Here is a 24516-nt window from a genome sequence, read left to right as displayed (position 1 = left end):
TTTTTCCACTCCTTTTAACTGTTCCTGTTATGAAACGATTAGAGGCTGCTCAACTACAGCACAAGTTTGAGCCGGAGAAGGTCCTTTATTTGGTCGGTGATGTTAACTACTGTACGGTGTATTTACTGACCGGGAAGTCAATTTTAACGAGTCGGACGCTGAAATGGTACAGTGAGCGCTGGCCTCAGTTTATACGTGTTCACAAAGGTAGCCTGGTCAACCCGCAACATATTCATAGCTGCGTTGTCGCTTCTTCGATCGAAGCCCATTTGATTATGCGAAATGGCGCTCGTCATTCCATTGGCCGAAGACGAATTAGCGCCGTTGTTAGACGCTTAGGGATTAGCTAGGCCAAATATGCTGGGACGGCTATCCACGAAGTAAAAGCGGAATGGGATGCCAGCGCACCCGCCTATACCGGGGTTGCTTAGCGGTCAGTGTACTTTACCACTTCCTGATCCTGAAATAGCCGCTTAGAAAAGCAGCTCCAAAATGTCTTTGACCACAAGCCAGGCTAAGGAAGCCGAGATTAGGGAGACAAGCGTCCAGGGACCCGGTATAAATAAAGATTTCTTTTTAATGTCCATGACGAAGTAGGAGCGGTTAAGCCGCCATTTTGGGTAAATGCGTCTCCGGTATGGGTAAGCTCATCACTTCATCAATCCGAGTCCAGGTCTGAAACTGGGAACGTAGTGGACGCGACGAAAATGGACTAGCGGTATAGTCCACATCAGGCGCAATAAACTGACAAGCCGAAGGCGTCTTGCGGCTTTTGTGCTGGGTGGTTAGCCTCCTGAGGGCAAATGAACAGGCCAAATAACGCCAGCCCCCGTAGCCTGCCCATAAGGAGCCGGTGGCGCTGACTGGCACGGTGAAGCAGTACCGATTAGGGAAGGCAAAAAACGGTAATTTTATCCTGGTTTTCAAAACGTTAAGTGACAGATTTTACTCTACAACAAACAGGACCCAAAATGGACTTAAATGGGCCGAATCCTAACTAAAATTTAATTTTTAGTAAAACCTAACGCTTCACTCAAGCCGTGGTTGGAAGAGACAATTCGATGTCCATGTGTAGCGATTCGTGCCCTCCTTATGCCTGCCCAAGCAATTAGGGTAGTATTCCCATAATTGCTTGCCCGAACTTGTCAGCAAACTCGCTGATGGGTCAATACCATCTCCTGGTTAACTCCACTGAGTTCGGGAGCAGGATGAGGAGCATTTTACCCGCTGACTCAGGCAGACTTGAGAGGGAGACCTCCTACCCTGCCAGTCACTACCGGGCTGAATCACCCGGCAAACCGTGTGGGTGGCGCGGGGCTGACGACGGACGGGTTCAAGGAGCAGACCAGCACATACCCGAACTAACCAGCCTCCAAACCCATCCCAAAGCGAACCCGTACTACTGACGGGCACTCCATCCTGAGCGGAATGTTCAGGCAGCTCATCAGCCAATTGCCTATATTCGTAGCGCTAAAACAATAGACATAGTAACAAAAACGTCAGTCTCTTTGGGGCTGGCGTTTTTTAAGAGTATAACTACCAGGTACTGCCCTTTATAACTACAGTAACTATGTGTCCGCTTGGCGCTTAGTAATGTAGATATAAAAAACAAAAAGTCGACCCGGATTGAGTCGGCTTTTTTTGATATGAAATCAGCCAATCTCTAAGTAGAAGTTGGCTGATTGATCTGACTAAAAAACGTTTGCCCCCTCACTACTACACACGCGTTTGGTTTGTTGCTAACAATGAGGCAATGGCATTAAAAAGCCCCATCTGGGTGGAAAGGGCTTTGGCACTAAAGCTACTAGGTATCACTCCGGTGCATCCAGTTCGCATCCTTCAGCAGGGCTTTGATATGATCTTTCAACTTAATGAATTTGTTATATTTGGATATGGCACAGCAGAAACCCGTCAAGTCTCATATCGTCCCCAAGGCCTATTTGAATAACTTTACTAAGTCGAATGGAAAGCTTTTTAAATTAAGGACGGACCTACAGAAACGTCCGAGGCCCACTGAGGTTCATCCATCCGGCATTTGTTACCAAAAAGGCTTTTATCAATTTAATGATGCCAATCCCATTCAGGGTTATACAATAAACGAGACTAATATTTTAGAAGATTATGGCTTCTTGTATGAAAACAAGTTAGGCAAGCTTATAGAGCGACTAACAACGTCCACCGATCCCTTACCGATAGAGGTTGCAGAAGAATTTGCATTGATGTTGTTTGACATTAAGGCTCGCAATCAATACATGCGCCAGCATTCTTTCTCTAAACAGAATATACATACCGTTATTAACGATTTATTGGTTGAGCATCACCAAAGGCGGCAGGAGCTTGAGCCAATTCTCCAAGCAAAGGGCAGCACCTTTGAGAGACTAGTCGAGCTTACGGAAGGCCTTAGGCATGATTGGACAAAAGACGATGCCGCAATTAAAGAACTACATAATCGGTCTTTGCTGGAAAATAAAATAAACCCGAGCCAAACTCGGCAATTGGTTTTCAACAAGATGGCAAGGGGTAACTGGACTATACTAAAGACCACTCTAAACCATCAATTCATTACATCAGATAATCCTGGATATTGCCAAGACTCAAACAATATGATTCATAATACCCGATTCATTGGGCAAGTTGGTTTCTTGTTTCCTTTAACGCCATACCACTTGTTGATTATCGTTATGGAAGGTAATCAACTTGGGCCACTTCCGCTACAAAAAGTTGTCTCGTATAAATATGCAGAAGTAAATTGGGTACGCGGTATTAATCAAACGACTTGGCAGATGGCAACTAAAGAAGTGTATGCAGCGCATGAAAATCCCCTATTGCAAACATGGGCTAGCTTACACAGCTCATTGATTATTTAATGATGCCTAGCACGACAAGGGTAGAACAATTTATATTTGCTAAAACCCTCTTTTTCCTACACATGAAAAAATACGTCTGCCTTCTCCTGATTACCTGTTCGGCTGTTTTCACCTCCTTTGCCCAAAAAATCACCATTGAGAACGGTAAATTGAATGGTATCCTGCCGGTTAACGAATCGGGGAAGATTACTTATCAGGTAGTTAAAAGCGTTGATGGCGCCGGGAAGGATGAACTTTATAAGCGTGGAAGAAAATGGTTTGTCAAAACCTATAACTCAGCCAATCAGGTACTACAAGTGAATGATCCGTCTACGGGAGAGTTAACCGGGAAGGGTATATTTCCAATTGTAGAGTCCTACATTGGAACCGCACATACCTATCCTGTTCGCCATCTGTTAGCGGTCGATATCAAAGAGGGTAAGTACAGAATAGTTCTGACAGACTTTGTGATTGAGGAAAAAGGCGAATCTATCAATGTCGAAAAGATTCCAACTGTGGGCAGAAAGTGGATTGATAAGTTCTATACTAAAGTAAATACGGAAGCCGAGGCCCTTGTCGCATCGTTACAAAAGGCCCTGGCCACCGCGGATGACTTCTAGCCGCGTCGCTTACTCCTGGGCAAACTGAAATAGCTATTCTTCCAGTCGATACGCTTCTGCTTCTCAATAATGTACTTCTTTAGTTCACCATCACTAAGTACGGTCTGCTCGATTACCTGGTTCCCCAGCGTTTCCTCCATTACCCGACGCATTGCCCCTTCGCTTATGCCTGCGTTAATGACAGGGGGCATATATTGACTACCACCAGGAGCTGAACGTACTTCTTGAGCCAGCTCGGTATTCGCCTGAAGGAGCTGTTTACTTTCCTGATGGGTATAGACCCGGTCGTGCTGGTTGAGGTACATGATTTGCTTTTCGGCAGCTAATCGGTAATGCGGCTTTCCGCCCTTCCTGGTCTCAATCAATTCAAAGCCTCGTTCACCTACCCACGCTGGACCTGATTCGGGTACGTCGTCCGACCCGCGCCAGAACTCCGGTAGCGGTTTGCTGAGTACGACGGCCAATTGCAAGGCACCGAGGATACCCTGGGCAACAGCCAGGGGCGTTCCTAATGGGCCAAATTGGGCGTAAGTTTTCATAATAGCCTCTGCGGTCGACAAGCCGATATTAAACGCGGCTTGAGCCCGATCCGCCTGGGCCTGCTTGCGCTTTATCGCCCGGGCTTTTTGATTATACTGCTCGTCAATAGCTGCCTTCTGGGACGCATTATCCCCCGCTGCCGCTAGTTCGGCATCATGCTTTTTTTGTAGATCATCTAAGTCCTGTTGCCGAAACGCGGAACTAACCTCGAAGTAGCCATTGACAGCCGCCGATGCGTTTTGCCAGATGAGGCTCTCCATCTGCTGTTTAGCCTCTTTTACCTTGTTGGCATCGGCAATCTTTTTCCTGGCCACCTCTTCCGACAGGTCTTTTTCCCGCTTCGCATTCGCTTCTACTTGCTCCTGTTCGGCTTTGCCGAGGGCATCCTTCTCCAGCTTTAGCGTTTCGGCGATTTGCAACTCTGTTTTACCCTGACTTTTCAGATCAGCGATACGAGCAGCAATGCGCTGCTTTTCCGACTCAACGGCATCGGCGACCGCCCGCTGCACATCCTTGATATTTTTCATTCGAAGATCATGGAGTAAATTATCGCCCTGCATCTGGGAAAGCTGGCCTTTGGCAACGGACAATTCAATGGCTGACCGCGCCTGGTCGTAAGCTGTTTCCAGGTCTGTCAGGCGCTTTTGCAATCCTGACTTAATCGTATTCTCGTCAGTGGCAATGGCCTCTTTGGTGGCATCCAGTGCCTTCTTAAAAGACTCCTCCTGCAACTTATTGCGGGCCTTGCTGTAGTCCCGTTCGGCGTTGAGGATCTCCGTATTAAGTTTTTTATATTCTTCGCTTTCGGCTTTCCCCGCTGCGGCAAGTAATTGTTGTCGATCCCGAATGCCCTCAATCGTAAGCGTTCGACGCTTGCCAATGTAGTCTACCTCCGATACCAGTCCATCCTCTTTGTCCTGATCTAGCTTGGTAAGTCGACCCGCCGTGCTGTTGACCGATGTGTCCAGGTTAACCTTCAATAGATTACGCTTATACTCCCGTTCAGCATCAATGCGCTGACGGTTGAGCTTGATGCGTTCGGCCTGTTGCTCTTTTCCAGTACCCACAATCAGCTTCATTTCCTCGGTAATTTCTTCTTTGGTCAGGGCTAGCTTACGCTTGAGGTATTCCCGCTCGGAAATAAGTCCATCTTCGTACTGAGCAGCCAGGATGGCTTTGCGTTCCTCAAACTGAGCCTTATCGAGTGCCAGTTGCTCTTTGCGGGCTTTCTCAGCCGCTTTGGCTGCGGCATCGGCATCTTTGGTCGGCTTTACGGTCGTATCAACGGTAGGTCCAGCGGTTGCTGGTTTGGCTGGATCATCCGTCCATACATTGCGAAGTCGTCGGGCGATATCCGCCTGTATTTTGTCCAGACTAGCCAGCGTTGCTGTTGGGTCAATGGTGAACCTAGCCCCGAAAGCATTAGCCAACTCTCGTACTTTGTTGATGAGCACATTGAAGGCAGCGGCTAAAAACTGAACCTGACCAACGGCAGTAATGACGACGCTACTCACTAGTTTAAAGGCCACCCCCACGCCCCAGGCAAGCGCTTTCAGGAGTGCGAATGTGCCCCCTAGTCGTTCATCGGTAGTCAGTAACGTTTTGATTAGATCCCAGACAACCTTTCCGGCATCGATCACCGCTTCGGCCATCAGGCTAAATCCTTCCCGAATCGAGGCTGTGCCTTTCCAGATGGAGATAAACACATCGATTAGCCAGGAAGCCAGACTAATCAGGTTTCTAAAGCCATCCTTTAGGTCTCCACCAATAGTCGTCTTAAGCTTATCGAAATTGTCGCCTAGATTGGACAGTTGTCCGTCGAGCGTACCCGAAATTGTCGCCGTCATACCTACGACGCCCGGCAGTTTACCGAATGCTTCTACCGCTCCCAATACGCCCGCTTCGGTGCGCTCTACCGTTTTAGTGACCCCCCTGAACGTAAGTTGAACTTTATCACCTACGGTTTTAGCTTTTATGCCAATGTTTGTCCAACGTTCAGAATTATTAATATCATTAATAGCCTCAACTAACTCATCGAAAGTTTTGCCTGTTGTATTGGCTACATCGGCAATAGCCGTCAATGAAGCAGTGCCAGGGCGAAGCCCCCGATTGGCTAGCTTGATATACGAATCCGTTAACTCATCGACCGAAAAGTTGGTCTTTACCGCAAAGTCCTGAATGAGTTTAAAGGCGACTGCTCCTGCTTCAGTGCTGCCCAGCGAAGCGGCCAAAATCGCGTTGTACTTCTCAAATTTGGCCGTAATATCTAGCACGTCCTTACCGAAACTTACGGCAGCTGTCCCCACCGCAAGAAACGCTGTGCCCCACAAAGCAGTTTGGGCACTGAGACCCGAAATAGCCCCCGTAATGCCACCCGTAGCCAATCCTTCCAGAACCGATCGGTAATTACCCACCGTTCGGGCGTAGTTGCCCATATCGGCATCCATTTTCTTCAGCGCAGCATCCAGCACCTTAATCTTGGCCGCCAACGCCACCGCAGATGAATTGTTCTTATTGATCTCCAGCGTGGTGCCTGTAAAGGCATTTTCCAGCCCTTTTAGCTGGTTCCGCGAATCAGCCAGCTCCTTTTGCAGCTTGTTGTACTGCCCGGATAATTCTTTAGCGGCACCAACGGAACTACGCGTTGACTTATCAAGCTTATCAAACTGGTTTTGCAAGTTGACAATCTCGGAGGCCAGCCGTTTTTTCTGGGCTACATCCTTGGCCGTGGTACCGCTAATCGCGGCATATTGGTCCAGCAACTGTTTCTGGCGGGCAAGTAGGCCTCCCGTTACTTCTTCAAGTTGCTGGTTGAATTGACTCAGGGCCGCTACGGCCTGGCGTTGATCGCGAATTTGATCTGTCGTCGCTTTGGCCGCTTTGGCGTATTCTTCCTGCTTTTTGCCATCATCGGTACTGGCGTTGCCTTTCCGCATCATTTCCAGGGCGTTCACATTCGCCAGAATGGAATCCTGCATCTGTCTGTTGAGCTTGGTGATCTCTCCAACGAAACTGACATAGTCATTTCGGGTTTCGGTCAGGGCCTGACGCAGTCCGTCGAGGTCAATTAATTCCTGTCTTTCTACTCGCTTTGCCATGAGTTTGGTAGGGGTTAGTCTTGTTCACAGATATAAATGAATTCACCATTGGGCCCTTCTATATGGATAGGTGGCTTACTCGGACCTGGATTCACCTCGGCGGGTTTATTGAATCGGTCTAAAGCCTGATCGACCCGCTGTTGATAGTCTTTCTGAGAGAGATGGCCCTGGCTCAGCTGCTGCTCAGCCTGTTCGACATCCCAGAGGGCAAAGCCCTGCAGAATCAGGCCAATGGAGGTGTCCAGAGCCTCTCGGGCGGCAGCAACCTCCTGGGGTGTGCTGGCTGCGCTGAGCCCATGACCCAGGCTGTTAAGCCTCCGGTCGGCCTCCTCCAGATAGCGATCACTGGCGGAGGATTGAGGTATCATTTGCGCCACCGGCTTTGGGCGGCTAGCATGTTTTTGCTTTCGTTTTCCAGGCATGATCTAGTTCAATTAGCGTTGAATGATTAATAATAAAAGCCTTATTTTTTTAAAATTTTCATAATTAAATATACCTATTTATGAGTATATGACAATTAAATAGGGGTCAGGATAGGATAATATTAATTCCATTCTTTGTCTTAGTTTCTGTTGCCATAGCCCCGGTCTTTGGGGCGGTTGGCCCGAATGGGTGCGGGCCGATAAGTGAGCTCAAAAAACTCCCGCATCATCAGTACATCACTGTTATCCGGAGAGCGGCTGATCAGTTCTTTGACTTCCTCCTTGGGGACGACTGCTTTGCGGGTATCGAGGTCCATGTTCTTTTGCTTGACCTGCTCCAACTCCTCACTGGTTTCTTCCTGCTCCTGGTGAGTCATCACGCCGGGTTCGATATACATCCCGGCTTTATTGATCCGATCCGCCAGCCGGTAATAGCACTGGGATTTGAGGTTGTAATAGTTGGGCTGCTCCCAACCCGCAATGGGCCGAAGCTCTTCCAGGGGCCTTGAGTTATTGACAAAGCCCTTACACTTCACCAGATCAGTCACCCCACCACCTACCCCGTCATCATCCACCACCACTTGGGAGGCCGGTATGCGGTAGCGGTTCATGGCTTCGCGCACCTTCCCAGCTACCTCCGGCACAGAAAGTCCTTTGTAGGTCTTGTATTCGATCACTCGCCACCCATCCCAGACGCAGATTTTACTACTGTCACGGCCATAGCGTGCCACGTCGCAGGTAATGAAGCGAAGGCCGGTTCGGGGCACGTGCTGATTAGTCCAGATGTCTACAATTTTCTCATACTCAATCAGCGTCGCTGGGTCGTCATCATACTCCCAGTTACCGTACAGAAGCCGCTGAATCTCATTGGGCGAAAGCGTTCTTAGCAGGTTCTCCAGATAGCCAGCAGGCAGGCGCTTATTGTCCTGAGGCAAGGCCTGCACAAAGCGTTTCCAGGCTTCCAGCGTCTTTTCCTTGTGCTTTTTGTAATACTTCTTGTAGAGGTAGTTCTTAGCCGGATTGCAGGTCTGTAGTAGTTTGGGCGGCAGGTTATAGACATCGTTTTTCCACCGCCCGACGGAGGCCGCCAAGTTGTTCTTGGCAGCCTCGACAAACTCACCTGCTTCTTCGATCCAGCCCCTGGTCATCTGCATGGAGCCGAACCGGGCAAACAATGGGTCTCCGGGTAAGGGCTTTGCTTGCAGTAAATACACCCGGCTTTTATTGTAGAGGGTATAATAATTGTCCTGGCCGTTGTAGTCGTAATACCGCTCATCGACCTGCCAATGCTGAAACACCTCGTGAATAGAAGGGATAGTAAACTTGCGGATATTGGTGAGTGAATCACGGGCAATAAAGTAGTGGGTTTCGGGGTAGGTGAAGGCGTCCCCAAAGATCAGACTACAGCCCAGGTACGACTTTCCTGAGCCCTTGGAACCTCCGTAAACAATATCGGTGACCGATGGATCATTCCAGTGCTGACAGACTTCCAGCTGCTTCTGGTTGCCATAGACATCAAACAGTAATTCCATACGCTTAGCTGTTACTGGATACGATACGCATGCCGGTGATCTGCTCAAGTTTCAGCTCACCCGATAATTCTTTCTTGTCGACCAGGCCCAGATCCCGGCTGATGATGTTGGCATTGAAAGCGCCCACGACCGCCCCTTCGAACTTCTGGGTGTAGATAATGTCCTCAATGCGGGTAATGACCGCTAAAAAATCTTTACCAGCCTGTGAAGCCTTAAAAGTGCGCCAGAACTGCTCACTGGCATTGCAGTACAGACACAGGCCCCGAATGGTGAAGGGGCGGGGTGTTGGTATGTCCACCTGCTCGGCATCTTTGCCCCGAAAGTCGGTCTTTAGCCAGGGATTTTCCTGACACCAGGCGAAGTATTCATAAGCAGCCTCTTCCAGAAGCCCAGGAGTTTCAAACAGTTTATCGCGGCCATGCTTGGATCGGAGTTTCCAGAATTCATTGTCTTTGGGTGCTGCCATGGGTTGTTATAATTTGAGTAAAACAGAAAAGGGATTTAGCCAACTAGCTCGTCCACGAGTAGGCCTGCCCGGTCATGCTGATCTTCGTAGTAGGAAATCAGGGTCATTCCGGGCAGCTCGGTATCGGTATGATACGCTTCACACTGACTGGATAGCACATTAGTATAGCCGGATGCCTCATAGAGGTGGCAGAAGGTCTGGCGGGGATTTTCGCCTAGCTCCATTTCGGTCCGAAAGTAGCCGAAGCCCATGCTATAGGCATTCGCCTGGTAATATAGGAACTCGGCATGCAATTGATCCATCGCGGCACAGAAAGCGGCCTTTGCCTCCGGATACGTCAGGTTGTGCTTGCGGGAATAGGTCAGCTGGTAGACCAGGGCAATAGCGGGGCTATCGAAGGGGATGGGCTCAGTACCAGTTTCAATCAGTCGTACTTCAATGATGGTCTGATAATCCCCTCGTTGCCACAGCTCGGCGAGCAGTTTCTCGACGTGGCTCATGGCGGCTTTACGGGCCGTTAAGAGCCTATCATGGGTGAATAGCGTTTGAGTCATAGGGATAGCTTCATGCTGGTGAAAAACGATGTAAGCGGGTGTTGTGCTCATGGTTTGTCTGGAGTTATGTGTTAGTATTTATTTGTTTATTGAGAGAGGCTAATCCTAGCTGGTTAAAGGGTGGGCAGGATCGTTGCCACTCAAAGAAGGACTGTTGCTTAATCTGTGGAATGGTATTTAGTGGGTTAACCTCATCACACTCCGTAGGGTAGTTATCGAAATCCTGTGGCTCTACGACTAATGTCTCAATCTTGGTAGGGTCTGGACGGATTATTGTACCCGGTGGGGCAGATAGTATATCGTCCACAGTAGAAGTGACTATTAGGCTAACGATAGGCTCTATACGCTCTACTACTTTATCGTTACTTTTGCTGGTAGAACCAGTGGCGGAAGTTTCAATCTCACCATTGAATGACTCACTAGTGTTACTGCTAACTGCTAAAGTGCTTATAGGGGGTTTAGCAGTTAGCAGTATGTTTTGAGATAATAATGGTTGGGTTCGTCCATATGTTTCTCGTTCGTAAGATGAATCAGGATATACAGGAGTGGCTTGCCCGTATCGGATGCCGTCACGAATTGTTTTCTGGGATTTGCTAAAAGTCGGCCATTCACTGGCTACTGTTTCAAGCGCATAAATCGCTGTTTGCTCATCCATCCTTCCAGCAGCAACGAACCCACCTGCCAACTTAGATGCCTTTAACAAAGTAGCATGTCGTTCCCCCTCACCAGCCGATTCCGTGAATCGAACGAGTCTGGTTAAGAGCTTGCTTTCATCTTCGCCATTAGATCGGCTATAATCGACCGTACGTGGTTTTGGTGGCGGTGGCGTATATACACCTACCATTACCGTAGCGTTTTCGTTAACGTATGGATCTGAGTCGTAGCTGACAAACCGCAAATCGGTTGGATTACCACCCTTAGTTGAATCCAGTTTTACGCCGAATTTATGGCTGAACAGTTTTTGCAGATAGCGAAAGTGTGCCGCTAAGGTTTCGGGTGTTTGCTCATCTGGCAATCGGGTTATAAACCACAACCCACCTCGTACTGAATAGGCACAAAGTAATATGTAGGGCAGGCGAGCAAGATGCTTTTTTAACTCAGCCATATTCAGTCTAGGGTTATCTTTCTGGTCGACATCCCCCATGAGTAATGGCCACTGCTGACGAATTTTTTGGGCAAAACTGGTGTCTCGTCGGCGGTGATAGAGCCAGGCTACCGGCGTGAAAGCAGGGAGTTGTTTTTTTAGTGTATCCTGAATGGCTTTATCGGATTCAAACCGAATGGCTTCAATAGGCGGTCGGTAAAATTTGGTCATCCCCATACGCCGTAATGTAGTTTGCTGGGCAGGCACATTGCCGAACGTATCCCGCTGTCGGTCGTACTCAAAATAGCTAATTGGGACGTCAAGTAAAGTGGGGCGAAATGGTAAAATATCCATACTGCTAACTGCTAAAGTGGGTGCTAATTTGATTTTGGCAGTATAAAAGTTACTGCTAACTGCCAACTGCCATATAGGGGTTTTAGCAGTTAGCAGTAACTTTTAGTCTGGTTCCTCCTCAAGTGGTTCAAGCCGGTAATATTGCTGTCGACCATCTCGATATTCGCCTAACTTAACGCAACATCCCTGATCATCTGTCATGAGTGGCTGTTCATCAATGACCTGTTTAAGTCGTCCCCGAATGGTGGCGTTTTTGGCTCCAAATTCAGCTTCCAGCATTTCAATTACTTTTCCTTTTTCTAATGGCCCGTCTGCTAATAGGCTCACTAATCGGTCCGCTACATCGTCCGAATCTGCCTTGTGTTTGCGATGGTTAATGTGGTTGGCAATCGCGTCGCTCCCTGCTAGTTGCAGGCCATTGGACTCTTTGCTGAATTGTAGATAAAGAGGCTCAGGCTTTTTGCCACGTCGCAATTTGAGGTAGCGCAGCTTAATCAGATCGGTATCATTACCGTTAGCATCCTTCTCTAAGCCTATTTGTAAAACCGTACTGGCCTTGTTAGCGGATTCGGTACCCGTGTGCCCTCTGGCTTTTTCGGTGCCAGGATTCTGGTGGATGACTAGCAAAAACGTGGCATCGTAGTTGTCACAAAGGTTACCAAGGAAATCAAATAGCTTCATCGACTCCTTGGGGTCATTAAAGTCCCCTATGGCATCGGTAACCACGTCAATTAGACAAAACAGATGTAAACTAGTGCCCTCCCGAACATGGTGGATAAATGTTTCAATTGCTTTAAATCGATCTTTCCGTTCTTCCCCTTTAATTGAGGTAAATCGAAAGTGTTCGGGCTTTTCATCCAGCCGATAACCAGCGCGTAATTTTATTCCTTGAACAGCATAGGGTAACTCTTCAGTGAGATTACGCTCTGTATCAATGTAACACACGCAAAAACGTTCAAGCATTGCTTTTTTAAACTCCAGAAACTGCGGGTCGTTGGAATCATTACCGGTTAGCATCAGTGCTGCCAGCAGTTCAGCCCATCGAGACTTGTGCGACCCAAAAGCCCCTTGAATAACATTAATCGTCCCCCGTCCAATAATGCCAACCTCGGCTCGACTAATCAATGGGGGACTAAACACAACGGGCTGTGTGGCAGCCTCGCTTAAAATCTGCTCTTTGCTTAATAGGCGATTCAATATCGTTTGCTGCTGATCAAACTGGGTTTGTTTTTTCTGTTCAGACTGGTTTTGTAGAGGCTCTTCCGCGGTAAAATTATAGCTTGCAGTAGCCGCTAATTCCTCGTCCGACATATCGAAAAATGGCGGACGATACGTATCTTTGTCCTGTTCAGTGATCATATAATCAAGGAGTTAGACGGGTTGATGTGTGGTGGCATCAGCCCGTTTTTTGTGGTAGTGAAGGAAGCCTAGGAAGATGTAATCGAGGTAGCTCATCAGAAAGACGGGATCTTTAGTTGGGCGTAGAACTTCTCGAAATCATCAAACGAGCGAACGATCAGGTAAAAGCCTCCTGCGCTGTTGATCTGCAAGGCGATTTGCTGTTGCTTTTTGCTCAATCGGTCGGCTCCGATTTTAATCTCCAGGCCCACAAAACGGGACTCAATGCAGGCGATTACATCCGGTACGCCAGTAGTAGCCCCCGATGGTCGGTACTTACCCAGTTTCTCATCGTAGAGTCCTGTTGTGTTGATACGAGCGGCAAAGTGGCCACGATTGCGTAGATAGCTTATAAGCTTCTTAGTTAAGCTATTAGCCGTTTCCGGTTTAGGCCCTTTCTGTCTGGTCTTACGGGCGGTCTGCTCGCCTATAAAGGACTGGTGTTGGCAAAATGCGGGGAGCTGGCTCATGCAAACACCTCCTCTTTCTGTTCACGATTACCTTCATCCAACCAGGCAAGCAGTTCAGAACGGCGAAAGGTCAAACGATTGCCACGCTTTTTGTGGGGAATAAGTCGCTTTGATACAAGCGTATAGATTCGGGCGGCACTAAGGCGAGTAACCTGTCGGGCCAACTCAATACCGCCAACCTCGTCAGCCGAGGCAGATCCTGAACTACGTAGAAGTTGTAGTACTTCTAAAGTCAACGATTCTAAATTGTTTAGCCGGTTATTAATCGGCTCAAATGGATTGCTCATTGTCTATCGTCGTTTTCATGTTATTGACGATGACAAAGATTAACCGGACACTAAGTAAGCAACCGGGTAGCAACCGGGTTACTAAATATTAGCCTCTAAAGTATTTATCTCACTTTCAGCTTGTTGGGCAGCTTTTTTGCTTAGATGTGGCAGTATATTTTTGATAGACTTGATGAGCTGTTTAGCTTTAGGTACTGATCCATTTGGGTAACCTTTCCGCTTTGTAGGTGTAGCATACATTATGTAGTCGTTATAATACGGTTCACCTTTGTTAATAACTCTACGTTGTTCATAACAGTGTATCAGCATTTTTTCCCTAACGCTTAATCTTGGCGAGTCAGTTTCGGTAGATATTGGCAGCTTTGGAGATGATTCAGATAGTGCTAACAAGGCAATTTGTTCTTCTATGTATCGAATTACTTTACCTATACCTATGAGATTCAGTTGCCAGAAGAAATGTTGTTCAACCTCTTTTTTTGGCCGGTAGCACAGTGCCTTACTGATAGGTCCAGTGATTTTTTCAATAATCACTTGCCTAGAATTGCTATCAAAACTTATAATTGGATAATATTCTTTTCTATTAGCCTCAATTTTGCTGACTATACTTACCGATTCTTTTAATGCATTATTGAATATAGTTAGATGCTGTTCCGGGTAGGGTATTAGCACCTCCTGTAATTTAATAAGGAAAGATTGACAATATTTTTCCGTCCACCACTCAAAGTAATCAACTAACTCTTCAAATGTCGAATAAGGAGTTTTAGACAGATACTGTCTAGCGTTCTTATTTATTGAAAAGCTAGCTAGTTGTTGTGCTCTATCATGTCGTTCTTTCCGCCAACGGCAGTAATCGTGCACATCCTGTTCAATAACAGCCGGGGTTAATGTGGCTTGTAGCATATCAAAACCAAACTCAATATCATACAATTCGCTAGCATTTCGGGTCGCTTGAATGGTAATTCCTGCCTTCATCTTATTTAACATGAACCAGTTTATAAAACCATCTTTGCTTGGTTTGATTTTGTATTCGTTAACAAGCAAATCTGTAACCTCATCTGATATTTCTTGAAACAAAGGAGACAGCTTTTGGGTGTGCTTGGAAAACCAAACTGCGTATAGCTTAAATAGATTTTCCAAATTTCCACCCTCAATGTTATCATACGTTGTTAGCTCAACCTTTTTACCATTAGGGTCTTTCATATCTGCTATTACAACTGTATAGCCTTTTATTTTATCGGGGAATTGAGGGCCTAGTTCTTGTCTAACAGATTGGATATGCTTTGTTAAAGCGAGTTGATTTTCGGAGACAGCTATTAACCAATCTGACGTAGGAAATTCAAATATATGAAGGTTATCTAGCTTTAGCTCTACAATTCCATATGGTTCAAAAATGCACAAATTACCTCCCAATGCTTCGCCAAATATTTCGCTGTAACGCTTACTTTCAACCAATACAGCCAAGCGTTCAGCAAACTCAGTTGAAGGAGGAATTATTATAAAATTATCCTGTAAATCAATAAGGTATTGATGTTCGAAGCCATACAATGTTTCTAAAGCATCTAAATAGATTATATCTAAGCGTCTGTTATGAGTATCGAACTTTCGGTCGTATACTTCTTCTAATTCTGTCATTTTGAATATTTATTTCTGATTGGACAGTAGTCAATAAATTATAATAAAGCGTCAAAGGCCGAATCAATAGTCTCCGATGCAAACGAATCTAAATAGACGTTTGTAATGGCTTCGGTCTTATGTCCCATCGTAGCGGATATAACGCTTGTCGCAACCCCCGCCCGTTTTAAGCTTGTAGCAAAGCTGTGGCGTGCCACATACGTCGTTAGGGGTGTATCAATACCTGCCCGCTCTCCTATCAGTTTCAAATCAGTATTTACCTGACCCATTATTTTTTTGAGCCGGTTTGTGATAGACTTAGGGTTGTTATGCACCGTCGTATTAAGCACGTCGAAAATATAACTATCAGGCTTGTTGTGGGTGAAAGGTCGATATTGTTCAATAATAGCCATGGCTGGGGCTAATAATCGAATCGAAAACTTACCGCCCGTTTTCTGCCGGACATACGTTAACCGGGTATGCCCTTCGGCATCCTGGCTAAGGTTGCGCCAACGAATTTGTACCAGATCGACAAAGTTGATTCCACCAACATAGAAGCTAAACATAAAAATGTTTTTAGCCCGTTGTAAGCGCTCAACCTCTGCTGCGTTCTTTACCTCCGCATAAGCGCCGACGTGCGTAGCAACCGGCTGAAATGCGTCAACCTTACGAATGTCGTCCCGTGTAATAGCCCGCTTCTGAGTTGAGGTAATGAACTTGCTAACGCTAAATTTATGGCGATCACTAACTGAGCGGCTAAAAGGATAATTTTCCAGACTGGCAACACCCTCAGAGATAGCTTTATTTAGTATTGCCCTCAGGGTTCTAAACCGATTTGATAGCGTCGTATCCGCGTTACCCTTTTCCCGCATATATATTTCGAAGTCGTTGCAGAATTTTACCGTTACGTCAACAAACCGAACGTCAGTCTTATTAAATTCTGATTTAAGAAAATCGGTAAGCTGATTTCTAAGTATTTGATAAACGACCGTATTGCCTAACTGACCAGCCCGTTTCATATTTACAATCAGCTCGTCAGTATAAGCAATTAACGTTGATCTTCGAAGTTGTTTACGGCCTTCAATGGCTTTACTCGCTACGTCTTTTACGTCATGAACTTCGTCAGCCGACGCTAACGATTCAGCGGCTCCTTCATATTTCTTTTCCCATCGCTCAAGCTCTACGATTAGCTCGTTGCGATAAGGCTCAGGATAGCTTTTACGAATAGCTTGTCTGTAGTCCGTATAGTTATCGTTCCAATACTTAGCCGGTAAACTCCTTCCGGTCGAAATCCAGCGATTTTTTCGGTTCTTTGTAATCCGAACAACAAATGGATGGGAGCCATCCTTTAGGGTCTTGTGAGTGTAGTAAACAACTTTAACAGTTGCCTTACCCTCTTTGTGGTCAGTGGTCTTTGCCATAGCTACTGTTCATTTCTACCCTCAACCTAATTCCCTATGCGCTGTAGGCATGGTATCCTTCCGGTTGAATCAGTGGTTGAAACAAATATAACAAACAAAGGCATGACAATAACAAACAATAATTAGAACATTGCCTATATTTAGCTGATTTACAGACTATAAAAAAGTAACAATAAATAACGAGTAGTTTAACCCCTATGCCTGCAAGGCTTGGGAGTTCGAATCTCCCCATGGTCACAACAAAAAACGCCCAAATCAGCTTGATTTGGGCGTTTTTTGTTTTTGGCGGGGTCTTAATGGCAAAGGATTCTCATTGAGAAACAAGGTTTGATCCAGCCCAAAATGGCAAAATGCCACCCTTAAAAAGTCACTTTTCTTCCTCATCAAGGCGATAACAATCACAAGATTATTCATTCTGTATTAAACGTACTTTTTGACAAGCTCAGAATTCGGGATTAATCTCCTACTCACCATGTATTTCAAAATTAGGAGTACTTGGGCCAAGGGGAGAATATCAGGCATAAAAAACTGGTTACATTAGGTTTCCCAGTAAGCTCTGATCTATCAAACAGTACCTGAAAGATTCGGGAATAATACGGGTAATGTCTGAAACTGACCATCATTCGATTATTTAATTTCAAGCGTCTTTTAGTAGATAATCGCGAGTAAGCCTATTTAATTAACACAGCGTTTAATCATATAACAGCACTTCTATGATTTGTCATAGATCTTTAGCAGCGATCACACTAACGTATTGGGTCATAAGTCAATCTCCTCTGATTGCACAAACCAATATACCTAAAGGTAGTGCTGAGGTAATGACTGAGTGGATAACTTATACGGGCAATATCGCTGATATTGACAGCTCTTTAAAGATTACCCATTATTCTGTATCTCAATGTAAGCAGTTAATTAATCAGCTTTACCAGATTGATCAACGCTACAGAGATAGTGTAATGAATGGTTCTAAATCGAGGGAAAAGCAAGATTACTTTTGGCGTAAAATCAAAGCGAATGATAGTGCCAACCAAGCTTTGTTAACTAAGATTGTCACTAGATATGGATGGCCAACAATCCATCAGTACGGTGAACATGAATCATTTACTGCCTGGCTGATTGTCTGGCACGCTGATCGCGACTATCAGCGTAAATATTATCCCCTGATTAAGCAGGCTTATCAACGAGGCACAATCAAAACGAGTTATTTAGAGCTATATAAACGACTTAACAAGTAGAGCTTAGTGCTAGACAACCTAACATTTTGCCACTTATACAACAGCGAAATTTAAAATTTCACTGTGACCCTTATGAGTAGACTCACGGTGAAACTGTTACTGATAACTGTCGTTGGACTACACGTCGGTTGTCGTTCAGCCCGCCATACCTTTAAGAATTACTATGGTGCGTTGATCGACAAAAATTACCCACTAGCCGCAAGCTATTTATCCGATTCTTGTAAAATCAAGCTCGCCAATCTTAGACCTAAAACGGATCTCAATCAAACTGTCCAGATAGCCTTTTATACTAATTTTAAATCCTACGAAATCAGCCAGTTACAACAAGTTGGAGATTCACTTCTTTTAGCGATGAAAGTCACTACAACTGACGGAGAGGTCCACATTTTTGATAAAGACTAGGGAGGAAGTACAGTTTCGGGTGGCAACCGGGAGAATGGAAAAAAAATGGTATATGATTCAAGATATCGCTTATACAAGGAAGGAGGTCAATGGAAAATAGATACTCCTTATTGCCGCAATTTTCGTTAACCTGCTAATGATGAACTGAAGCTTATCTTCGAACTGAATGTTAGTCGGCCTATTATCTATAGTCGACATCGGCCCAGTATTGCCAGTAATGAGATAATCGTGCCTTCTGCGCTCTGGAAGGTGATTATAATGCCGTTAGTAGGCTCGGATAACGTGCATAGAATCAATGCGCAGACCGGCTCCTAACAATAAGCTTCACTACTTGGTTACTCATCTGTTGTTATTGATCGTACTAATGTAACGATGGTGCGATAACCATTTAATGACTAATCATGGCATGATGGACGAACACGAATCATCTGAACTGACGGAGGACGAAAAGCGGCTGTTTGCTGATCTGATGCCCGAAGACCTCACCGAAATTCTCGATACAGGTGTCAATCGGCGTCATTTTCTCAAATTGATGGCGATGGCAGGTGGGGGCATCCTGGCTGCCCAATCGGCGGTTGCGGAGCAGTTAATGACTCGGCCATTCAACGAATCAGGCCCAGAGAACCCTACTTCGGACAGTCTCGAAAACAGGGTGGACGTTTCATTCAATGTCAATGGTATAGCCCGCAAACTAACGGTCGATTCCCGAATGACGTTACTAGATACTATAAGGGAACGGCTGGATCTGACTGGTTCCAAAAAAGGTTGTGATCACGGCCAGTGTGGAGCCTGTACGGTAATTGTAAATGGTCATCGGATGTTGTCCTGCCTGACATTGGCCGCCAGTTGCGAAGGGAAAACGGTGCAGACGATTGAAGGATTGGCCCAAGGTAGTTCACTTCACCCTATGCAGGAGGCTTTTCTGAAACACGACGGATTCCAATGCGGCTTCTGTACGCCCGGTCAGATTTGCTCGGCGGTGGCAATGCTCGATGAAGTGAAAAAAGGCCACTTGAGCTATGTTACCCAAAACGTTCGTCAACCAGCGGGGCCAGCGAAACTTTCCGATGAAGAGATTCGGGAACGCATGTCAGGAAATATCTGCCGCTGCGGGGCCTATCCTAACATTGTAGCTGCCATTCATGAGGTCCATAGTGGCAAGCCCGTTGAACAAATTTTCCGCTCGGTTTAATTCATTATCAGCCGTTTCCAATGAGACCGTTTACGTACAGCCGGGCTACAGACCCTTCGTCGGCGATCAAGATGCTCGCCCAGAATCCAAACGCCAGATTTCTCGCTGGCGGTACCAATCTGCTCGATCTGATGAAGGAGGATGTCGAACGGCCTAACGCCCTCATCGACATTTCCGAACTAGGTCTGAGCGACATTAAACCAATAGCCGCAGGAACGAACCAGGGAGGCATTTCATTGGGTGGCCTTGGCAAAAACACGGACACAGCTAACCATCTGCTGGTGCGTCAGAACTACCCGCTACTTACGCAGGCAATCCTGGCGGGCGCATCGGGACAATTACGGAACATGGCAACCAACGGCGGGAATCTGTTGCAACGAACCCGCTGCCCGTATTTCTATGAAGTGGCTATGCCCTGCAATAAACGCGAACCCGGAACAGGCTGTGGTGCGAAGGAAGGTATTAACCGGATGCACGCCATCTTTGGCTGGTCGGAACAATGCGTGGCGGTTTATCCATCTGATATGGCTGTTGCTCTGGCGGCTTTGGACGCAGTCGTTAAGGTTCGCAACGCAGATGGGCAGGAACGGTCGATTCCTATTGCCGATTTTCACCGGTTGCCGGGTGATAAACCTGAACAGGATACCAATCTACCACATGGCGAACTGATTACAGCCATCGAACTGCCGAAGAACCGATTTGCGGATAAGTCATATTACCTCAAAGTCCGCGATCGTGCTTCCTATGCCTTTGCACTGGTGTCAGTCGCAGCCGCTTTGGAGATGGACCCGTCCGACGAATCAGGTAAACGAATCAAAGCAGTTCGTATTGCCATGGGTGGTGTAGCCCACAAACCCTGGCGGGCGTTGAAAGCTGAGCAATTATTGGTTGGAAAAGAAGCTACCGACGCCAATTTTAAGTTGGCCGCTACTGCCGAAATGGCTGATGCCAAACCACTGGAACATAATGCGTTTAAAGTTGAACTGGGTAATCGAAGCATCGTTCTAGCCCTGCAGATGGCCATGAACGGCGGCAAAGCCTAATGGTAAACTCAAGAAACCCCATGAAGGATACCACTAAAACAATCGGCACGCCCATTAGTCGGATCGATGGGATTGCCAAAGTAACGGGTAAGGCCGCTTATTCTATGGATCATCCGGTCAAGAATTCGGCCTATGCAATTCTGTTTAAAAGCACCATTGCTGCCGGAACAATTCGTGAGATCGACACCTCTACTGCCGAGAAAGCCCCTGGTGTGCTGGCCGTGATTACCCACCAAAATGCGCCAAAGCTGAACGTTAAAGGTGGGTTGCGCGGGGGCGCACTGTTACAAAGTCCAGAAATTGAGTTCTTCGGGCAGAACATTGGCATTGTCGTAGCTGAAACGTTTGAACAAGCTCGCTACGCATCGCGGCTGATCAAGGTTACCTACGATAAAAAAGAGCCTAAAGTCGACTTTGACAAGCTGGCTAACCAGGCCCGCCTGCCAAAGGATAAAGAAAAGGCCGACGCTAACCGGGGTGATGCCAAAGCCGCGCTCAGCCAGGCGACGATTAAAGTAGAAGAGGTATACCAAACACCCATTGAACACCATCATCCGCTGGAACCTCATGCCGCTATTGCCGAATGGGACGGTGACAAGGTGACCTTATACAGCAGTGCCCAGATCGTGAATGGCGCGCAAAGTGCTGCAGCTGCTACCTTGAATCTGAAGCCTGAACAAGTGCGTATCGTGTCCCCTTATATCGGGGGTGGGTTTGGCTCGAAAGGTGGACAATGGGCCAATTTAGCACTGGCAGCAGTAGCCGCTAAGCACGTAAGCCGCCCCGTGAAGCTTGCCCTAACTCGACAACAGATGGTCAACTCCGTTGGATTCCGGCAACACAATCAACAGAAAGTAAGCCTGGCAGCTACAGCCGATGGGAAACTGACGGCGCTGGCGCACGAGATTACAACCCACTGTGCCATCAATGATGAGTTTATTGAACCTTGTGGCGACTGTTCAAAAATCATGTATGACGCACCTAACTCGCTCATTACGTATCGAGTGGTGCCCATGAACCTGATTCTACCGACCTATACGCGTGGACCCGGTAAATCAACCGGCAGCTTTGCGCTCGAATCGGCGATGGATGAGTTAGCGTACAAGTTAAAAATGGACCCGATTGAGTTCCGGATCAAAAACGAACCCGAACGTGATCCATCCAATGGAAAACCCTGGTCGTCGCGCGCGACGGTGCAGTGCCTGCAGGAAGGTGCCAAAGCCTTTGGATGGGAAAAACGCAACCTTGAGCCGCGCCAGAATCAACAGGGTAATTACTGGATTGGCTATGGTGTTTCGGCTGGAACGTATCCTGCTCACCAGCGCCCTACCTCAGCCTCGGTGAAGCTGAAACGCACAGGCGATGAGGTAACCGCTACTGTCGAACTGGCCGCTGCAGACCTGGGCACGGGTACCTACACCATTCTGACACAAACGGCTGCCGATGCGCTGGGATTATCGATCCAGCATGTCAAAGTGAAAATCGGTGACTCGGATCTTCCTCCGGCTGCTGGTGCGGTAGGATCGGTAGGAGCCGCCAGCTACGCCAATGCGGTGAACGATGCCTGCCGGAAGATTACGGAAGAGTTGGTAGCTAAGTCTGGTAAGCAATTTTTCGCCCCTCCTACGGCCGCACAGCTAATGCGGTCGGAGAAACTGACTGACTATCAGACTCGGGTGGATTCTAAGGCTCCTGACAGTGCTGAGGACTATTCGTCTCATAGCTTCAACGCCAATTTTGCGGAAGTCGCCGTCAATAAATCGACGGGCATGGTTCGGGTCAATCGCTTTCTGGCGGTGACGGGGGCCGGCCAGATTCTGAATCCGAAAACCGCCCGCTCGCAGATCATTGGGGGTAACGTCTGGGGTATCGGCATGGCACTGACTGAAGAATCGGTGGTTGACCCACGCTGGGGCAATTTCGTTACCCGTTCCTACGCCGATTATCACGTCCCGTCTAACCTGGACATCGGTCATCTGGATGCTATTTTCATTCGTGAGAAAGACGAGCACGTCAACACGCTGGGCGTAAAAGGTATCGGCGAAGTAGGCATCGTTGCTGTTGCAGCCGCCGTCGCCAATGCGGTCTTCAACGCCACTGGCAAACGGGTGCGAGACCTGCCAATTACGCCGGATAAGGTGTTGTGAGCCTTTATTTATTGCTAATTTAATCTCATGCCTGACTTTATCGATCTTTAGGCAGCGTATCAAAGAAACGAAAGTTAAGCCATGAGTAAAGAGCAATACAACTTTAGAGCGAGATGGGTCTTAAGCACGACACTTGTATTAACCTTCATCCTCGCTCTTAACTGGAAGGTAATGATGGCATTTATTGCCCGGACAGCCCCAAATTTACTAGACTATTATTGGGTAAGCTATGTTATACTAATTGGCCTGTGGGTGGCTGGCTTTTACTTTGCTCTAATGGGGCTTCTAGCCAGGCGGTAAACACATAAATCGGTTGACTGTAACACGTTATGCCAAATACCTATTTTACCCGCTTATTCTTGGCTCCAAATCAGCAAGAAACGCCGGGGTTTACTGACCATTGCTCGTTACCCAAATATACTATTAGCGCACCCTACCTATTCCAATTGCCCAGCTTACGGAGGCTGATGGTTTGTTCTTTGCTGACATTAGCGGGCTGTAAATCAGCTAACCTGGTTCCTGTAGTCAGTGTTGATCCATCAGCGTTACCCCAGGCTTCTTTGGTTAGTATACAGGCGGTAACCTCATCAGAAGCCGAACTCGTGCTGAAGCGTACTCAGGGCTTCCCCACTAACGCCTGGCGTCTCACGCTCCGGGATACGACTGGCCAATCAATAGAACTAACCCAGGGAGATGATCTGAACTTGGGCAGCTTTTCACTAATTCCGCTGCAAGCCAAAGGGCTGATCAATAACCGTACGTATCAGGCTGAGTTACGATTTCTCCTTAACTATCAGGACTCGGTCACTGCCCTTCGCACCTATACACACCGTTCCTCGGACCTGAACTGGAAACGCCTACCCCACGCCCCGCTGGTCGGGGGAGATTTCACGGCTTATCCGGTCACCGATGAGTTCAATAACATTGTACTGGCTCGCTATGCGGGCGCTGACCAAATGCAGGTCTGGCAGTATGTGTCTGCCAATAATGGATGGATTCAGGCAGCTCAGGACCCAGGAATTACCAAACTCCTCAAAATTCAGCCCCGCCGGGGTGTGTTGCAATTCAACCTGTTTTTTAAAAGTGACCGGCATTACTTCTATGGGCTGGGCTACGCCATAAATGAACAGGGGGCGAGCAGGTTCTTTTACTACCACGATCTTTGGTGTATCATCGCAGGTAAAGATGGGCTTGTTGTACCGACCTACGAAGGAGAAGAGGGCGAAGTGGCGTTTTTTATCGCTAAAGATGAACTCTCGGACACGGATCAAGCCTATTTTTTAACCCAGAACGGCACGCCAGCCATGCGGTCGATCAATGCTGATTTTCCCCAGCTTGCCTGCGCTCCGCTGCCTGAAGCACCGGGTACACTAGCGACCTTCACCGTTAATAATGTTGGCTACGTAGTCAATCAATCTCCTGGTCAGCCAGTCCATTTATGGGCTTACAACCCACGCACCGATACATGGCAACAACGGGCCAATTTTCCCGGCACTCCTCGCAGTCGGGGAGTTGGGTTTTCTCTGCAAGGGAAAGGCTATTACGGACTCGGCGCGGCCGTTAGTGATCAAGCGGGCCTGCGTGATCTCTGGCAATATGACCCCACCACCGATCAGTGGCAGTACGCAACCCAATACCCCGGACAGGGAAACCGGTATGTGGCCGTACTTAGCACGGCCGATCGGGTTTATCTGGGCTGGGGGTACGAAAGTCAGCGGACCACGACCGGCATTCGGCAAGTCGCCTGCACAGACTGGTGGACTTTTCAGCCTAAATAAAGCTCACCAGCATCCT

The 24516-nt window shown here is 47.3% G+C and carries 21 protein-coding genes; 8 read left to right on the top strand and 13 right to left on the bottom strand.

Annotation, left to right across the window (positions count from 1 at the left end):
* Positions 1–29 precede the first annotated feature (29 nt).
* Positions 30–350 carry a LytTR family DNA-binding domain-containing protein gene (locus tag GO755_RS36065; RefSeq protein WP_157590293.1) on the top strand — a complete coding sequence of 107 codons (321 nt, stop codon included), beginning with the start codon at positions 30–32 and terminating at the stop codon, positions 348–350.
* Positions 351–603: 253 nt separating this feature from the next.
* Here the strand turns inward: GO755_RS36065 and GO755_RS36060 are convergent, their stop codons facing one another.
* The gene (locus GO755_RS36060; RefSeq protein ID WP_157590292.1) at positions 604–927 is read right to left on the bottom strand and encodes a hypothetical protein; all 324 of its coding nucleotides are present in this window, start codon (positions 925–927) and stop codon (positions 604–606) included.
* A 255-nt stretch (positions 928–1182) separates the two neighbouring features.
* A complete protein-coding gene (locus GO755_RS36055; RefSeq protein ID WP_157590291.1) occupies positions 1183–1452 on the bottom strand; it encodes a hypothetical protein in 270 nt (89 codons plus the stop codon).
* Positions 1453–1892: 440 nt separating this feature from the next.
* Here GO755_RS36055 and GO755_RS36050 point away from each other — a divergent pair, with 440 nt between their 5' ends.
* The gene (locus GO755_RS36050; RefSeq protein ID WP_198175034.1) at positions 1893–2867 is read left to right on the top strand and encodes a DUF4238 domain-containing protein; all 975 of its coding nucleotides are present in this window, start codon (positions 1893–1895) and stop codon (positions 2865–2867) included.
* Between the two features lie 62 nt (positions 2868–2929).
* Positions 2930–3466, top strand: coding sequence for a DUF4468 domain-containing protein (locus tag GO755_RS36045; RefSeq protein WP_198175033.1), 537 nt, complete (start codon positions 2930–2932; stop codon positions 3464–3466).
* On the opposite strand, the gene GO755_RS36040 is transcribed toward GO755_RS36045, so the two are convergent.
* From GO755_RS36040 to GO755_RS35990, 11 genes are all read right to left on the bottom strand, one after another.
* Positions 3463–7104, bottom strand: a complete 3642-nt coding sequence (locus tag GO755_RS36040; RefSeq protein WP_157590288.1) for a hypothetical protein — start codon at positions 7102–7104, stop codon at positions 3463–3465. The two genes, GO755_RS36045 and GO755_RS36040, sit on opposite strands and share 4 nt — an antisense overlap.
* Positions 7105–7118: 14 nt before the next feature.
* Positions 7119–7526, bottom strand: coding sequence for a hypothetical protein (locus GO755_RS36035; RefSeq protein WP_157590287.1), 408 nt, complete (start codon positions 7524–7526; stop codon positions 7119–7121).
* Positions 7527–7666: 140 nt separating this feature from the next.
* A complete protein-coding gene (locus GO755_RS36030; RefSeq protein ID WP_157590286.1) occupies positions 7667–9058 on the bottom strand; it encodes a terminase large subunit domain-containing protein in 1392 nt (463 codons plus the stop codon).
* Between the two features lie 4 nt (positions 9059–9062).
* Positions 9063–9524 carry a DNA-packaging protein gene (locus GO755_RS36025; protein WP_157590285.1) on the bottom strand — a complete coding sequence of 154 codons (462 nt, stop codon included), beginning with the start codon at positions 9522–9524 and terminating at the stop codon, positions 9063–9065.
* Between the two features lie 35 nt (positions 9525–9559).
* Positions 9560–10129 (bottom strand): hypothetical protein, encoded by a 570-nt coding sequence (locus tag GO755_RS36020; protein WP_157590284.1) that lies wholly within the window; start codon positions 10127–10129, stop codon positions 9560–9562.
* 13 nt (positions 10130–10142) lie between these two features.
* On the bottom strand, positions 10143–11516 hold the full coding sequence (locus tag GO755_RS36015; RefSeq protein WP_157590283.1) for a BT4734/BF3469 family protein: 1374 nt from the start codon (positions 11514–11516) through the stop codon (positions 10143–10145).
* Between the two features lie 102 nt (positions 11517–11618).
* Positions 11619–12875, bottom strand: a complete 1257-nt coding sequence (locus tag GO755_RS36010) for a hypothetical protein (RefSeq protein ID WP_157590282.1) — start codon at positions 12873–12875, stop codon at positions 11619–11621.
* A 95-nt stretch (positions 12876–12970) separates the two neighbouring features.
* Positions 12971–13384, bottom strand: a complete 414-nt coding sequence (locus tag GO755_RS36005; RefSeq protein ID WP_157590281.1) for a VRR-NUC domain-containing protein — start codon at positions 13382–13384, stop codon at positions 12971–12973.
* Complete coding sequence (locus GO755_RS36000) at positions 13381–13671, bottom strand: helix-turn-helix domain-containing protein (RefSeq protein WP_157590280.1); 291 nt, start codon at positions 13669–13671, stop codon at positions 13381–13383. Before GO755_RS36000 ends, GO755_RS36005 begins: the two co-directional genes overlap by 4 nt.
* Positions 13672–13752: 81 nt before the next feature.
* Positions 13753–15303, bottom strand: coding sequence for a hypothetical protein (locus GO755_RS35995; RefSeq protein WP_157590279.1), 1551 nt, complete (start codon positions 15301–15303; stop codon positions 13753–13755).
* Between the two features lie 38 nt (positions 15304–15341).
* Positions 15342–16703, bottom strand: coding sequence for a site-specific integrase (locus GO755_RS35990; protein WP_157590278.1), 1362 nt, complete (start codon positions 16701–16703; stop codon positions 15342–15344).
* A gap of 713 nt (positions 16704–17416) precedes the next feature.
* Between GO755_RS35990 and GO755_RS35985 the strand changes: the two genes are divergently transcribed.
* The 5 genes from GO755_RS35985 to GO755_RS35965 all read left to right on the top strand — a co-directional run bounded on the left by GO755_RS35985 (position 17417) and on the right by GO755_RS35965 (position 24500).
* Positions 17417–17938, top strand: coding sequence for a hypothetical protein (locus tag GO755_RS35985; protein WP_157590277.1), 522 nt, complete (start codon positions 17417–17419; stop codon positions 17936–17938).
* A gap of 811 nt (positions 17939–18749) precedes the next feature.
* The gene (locus tag GO755_RS35980; protein ID WP_157590331.1) at positions 18750–19532 is read left to right on the top strand and encodes a 2Fe-2S iron-sulfur cluster-binding protein; all 783 of its coding nucleotides are present in this window, start codon (positions 18750–18752) and stop codon (positions 19530–19532) included.
* Positions 19533–19552: 20 nt separating this feature from the next.
* Complete coding sequence (locus tag GO755_RS35975) at positions 19553–20575, top strand: FAD binding domain-containing protein (protein ID WP_157590276.1); 1023 nt, start codon at positions 19553–19555, stop codon at positions 20573–20575.
* 20 nt (positions 20576–20595) lie between these two features.
* The gene (locus GO755_RS35970) at positions 20596–22722 is read left to right on the top strand and encodes a xanthine dehydrogenase family protein molybdopterin-binding subunit (protein WP_157590275.1); all 2127 of its coding nucleotides are present in this window, start codon (positions 20596–20598) and stop codon (positions 22720–22722) included.
* A gap of 329 nt (positions 22723–23051) precedes the next feature.
* On the top strand, positions 23052–24500 hold the full coding sequence (locus GO755_RS35965) for a Kelch repeat-containing protein (RefSeq protein WP_157590274.1): 1449 nt from the start codon (positions 23052–23054) through the stop codon (positions 24498–24500).
* Positions 24501–24516 lie beyond the last annotated feature (16 nt).

This window comes from Spirosoma arboris (assembly GCF_009754945.1).
Lineage (GTDB): Bacteria > Bacteroidota > Bacteroidia > Cytophagales > Spirosomataceae > Spirosoma > Spirosoma arboris.
Note: the sequence above shows the minus strand (reverse complement) of the source record. Positions and strands in the feature narration are given on the sequence as shown.

Coding starts and splice junctions, on each gene's coding strand:
- GO755_RS36065 (WP_157590293.1), top strand. CDS start 30: ATGAAACGATTAGAGGCTGCTCAACTACAGCACAAGTTTGAGCCGGAG.
- GO755_RS36050 (WP_198175034.1), top strand. CDS start 1,893: ATGGCACAGCAGAAACCCGTCAAGTCTCATATCGTCCCCAAGGCCTAT.
- GO755_RS36045 (WP_198175033.1), top strand. CDS start 2,930: ATGAAAAAATACGTCTGCCTTCTCCTGATTACCTGTTCGGCTGTTTTC.
- GO755_RS36040 (WP_157590288.1), bottom strand. CDS start 7,104: ATGGCAAAGCGAGTAGAAAGACAGGAATTAATTGACCTCGACGGACTG.
- GO755_RS36035 (WP_157590287.1), bottom strand. CDS start 7,526: ATGCCTGGAAAACGAAAGCAAAAACATGCTAGCCGCCCAAAGCCGGTG.
- GO755_RS36030 (WP_157590286.1), bottom strand. CDS start 9,058: ATGGAATTACTGTTTGATGTCTATGGCAACCAGAAGCAGCTGGAAGTC.
- GO755_RS36025 (WP_157590285.1), bottom strand. CDS start 9,524: ATGGCAGCACCCAAAGACAATGAATTCTGGAAACTCCGATCCAAGCAT.
- GO755_RS36020 (WP_157590284.1), bottom strand. CDS start 10,129: ATGAGCACAACACCCGCTTACATCGTTTTTCACCAGCATGAAGCTATC.
- GO755_RS36015 (WP_157590283.1), bottom strand. CDS start 11,516: ATGGATATTTTACCATTTCGCCCCACTTTACTTGACGTCCCAATTAGC.
- GO755_RS36010 (WP_157590282.1), bottom strand. CDS start 12,875: ATGATCACTGAACAGGACAAAGATACGTATCGTCCGCCATTTTTCGAT.
- GO755_RS36005 (WP_157590281.1), bottom strand. CDS start 13,384: ATGAGCCAGCTCCCCGCATTTTGCCAACACCAGTCCTTTATAGGCGAG.
- GO755_RS36000 (WP_157590280.1), bottom strand. CDS start 13,671: ATGAGCAATCCATTTGAGCCGATTAATAACCGGCTAAACAATTTAGAA.
- GO755_RS35995 (WP_157590279.1), bottom strand. CDS start 15,303: ATGACAGAATTAGAAGAAGTATACGACCGAAAGTTCGATACTCATAAC.
- GO755_RS35990 (WP_157590278.1), bottom strand. CDS start 16,703: ATGGCAAAGACCACTGACCACAAAGAGGGTAAGGCAACTGTTAAAGTT.
- GO755_RS35985 (WP_157590277.1), top strand. CDS start 17,417: ATGATTTGTCATAGATCTTTAGCAGCGATCACACTAACGTATTGGGTC.
- GO755_RS35980 (WP_157590331.1), top strand. CDS start 18,750: ATGGACGAACACGAATCATCTGAACTGACGGAGGACGAAAAGCGGCTG.
- GO755_RS35975 (WP_157590276.1), top strand. CDS start 19,553: ATGAGACCGTTTACGTACAGCCGGGCTACAGACCCTTCGTCGGCGATC.
- GO755_RS35970 (WP_157590275.1), top strand. CDS start 20,596: ATGAAGGATACCACTAAAACAATCGGCACGCCCATTAGTCGGATCGAT.
- GO755_RS35965 (WP_157590274.1), top strand. CDS start 23,052: ATGCCAAATACCTATTTTACCCGCTTATTCTTGGCTCCAAATCAGCAA.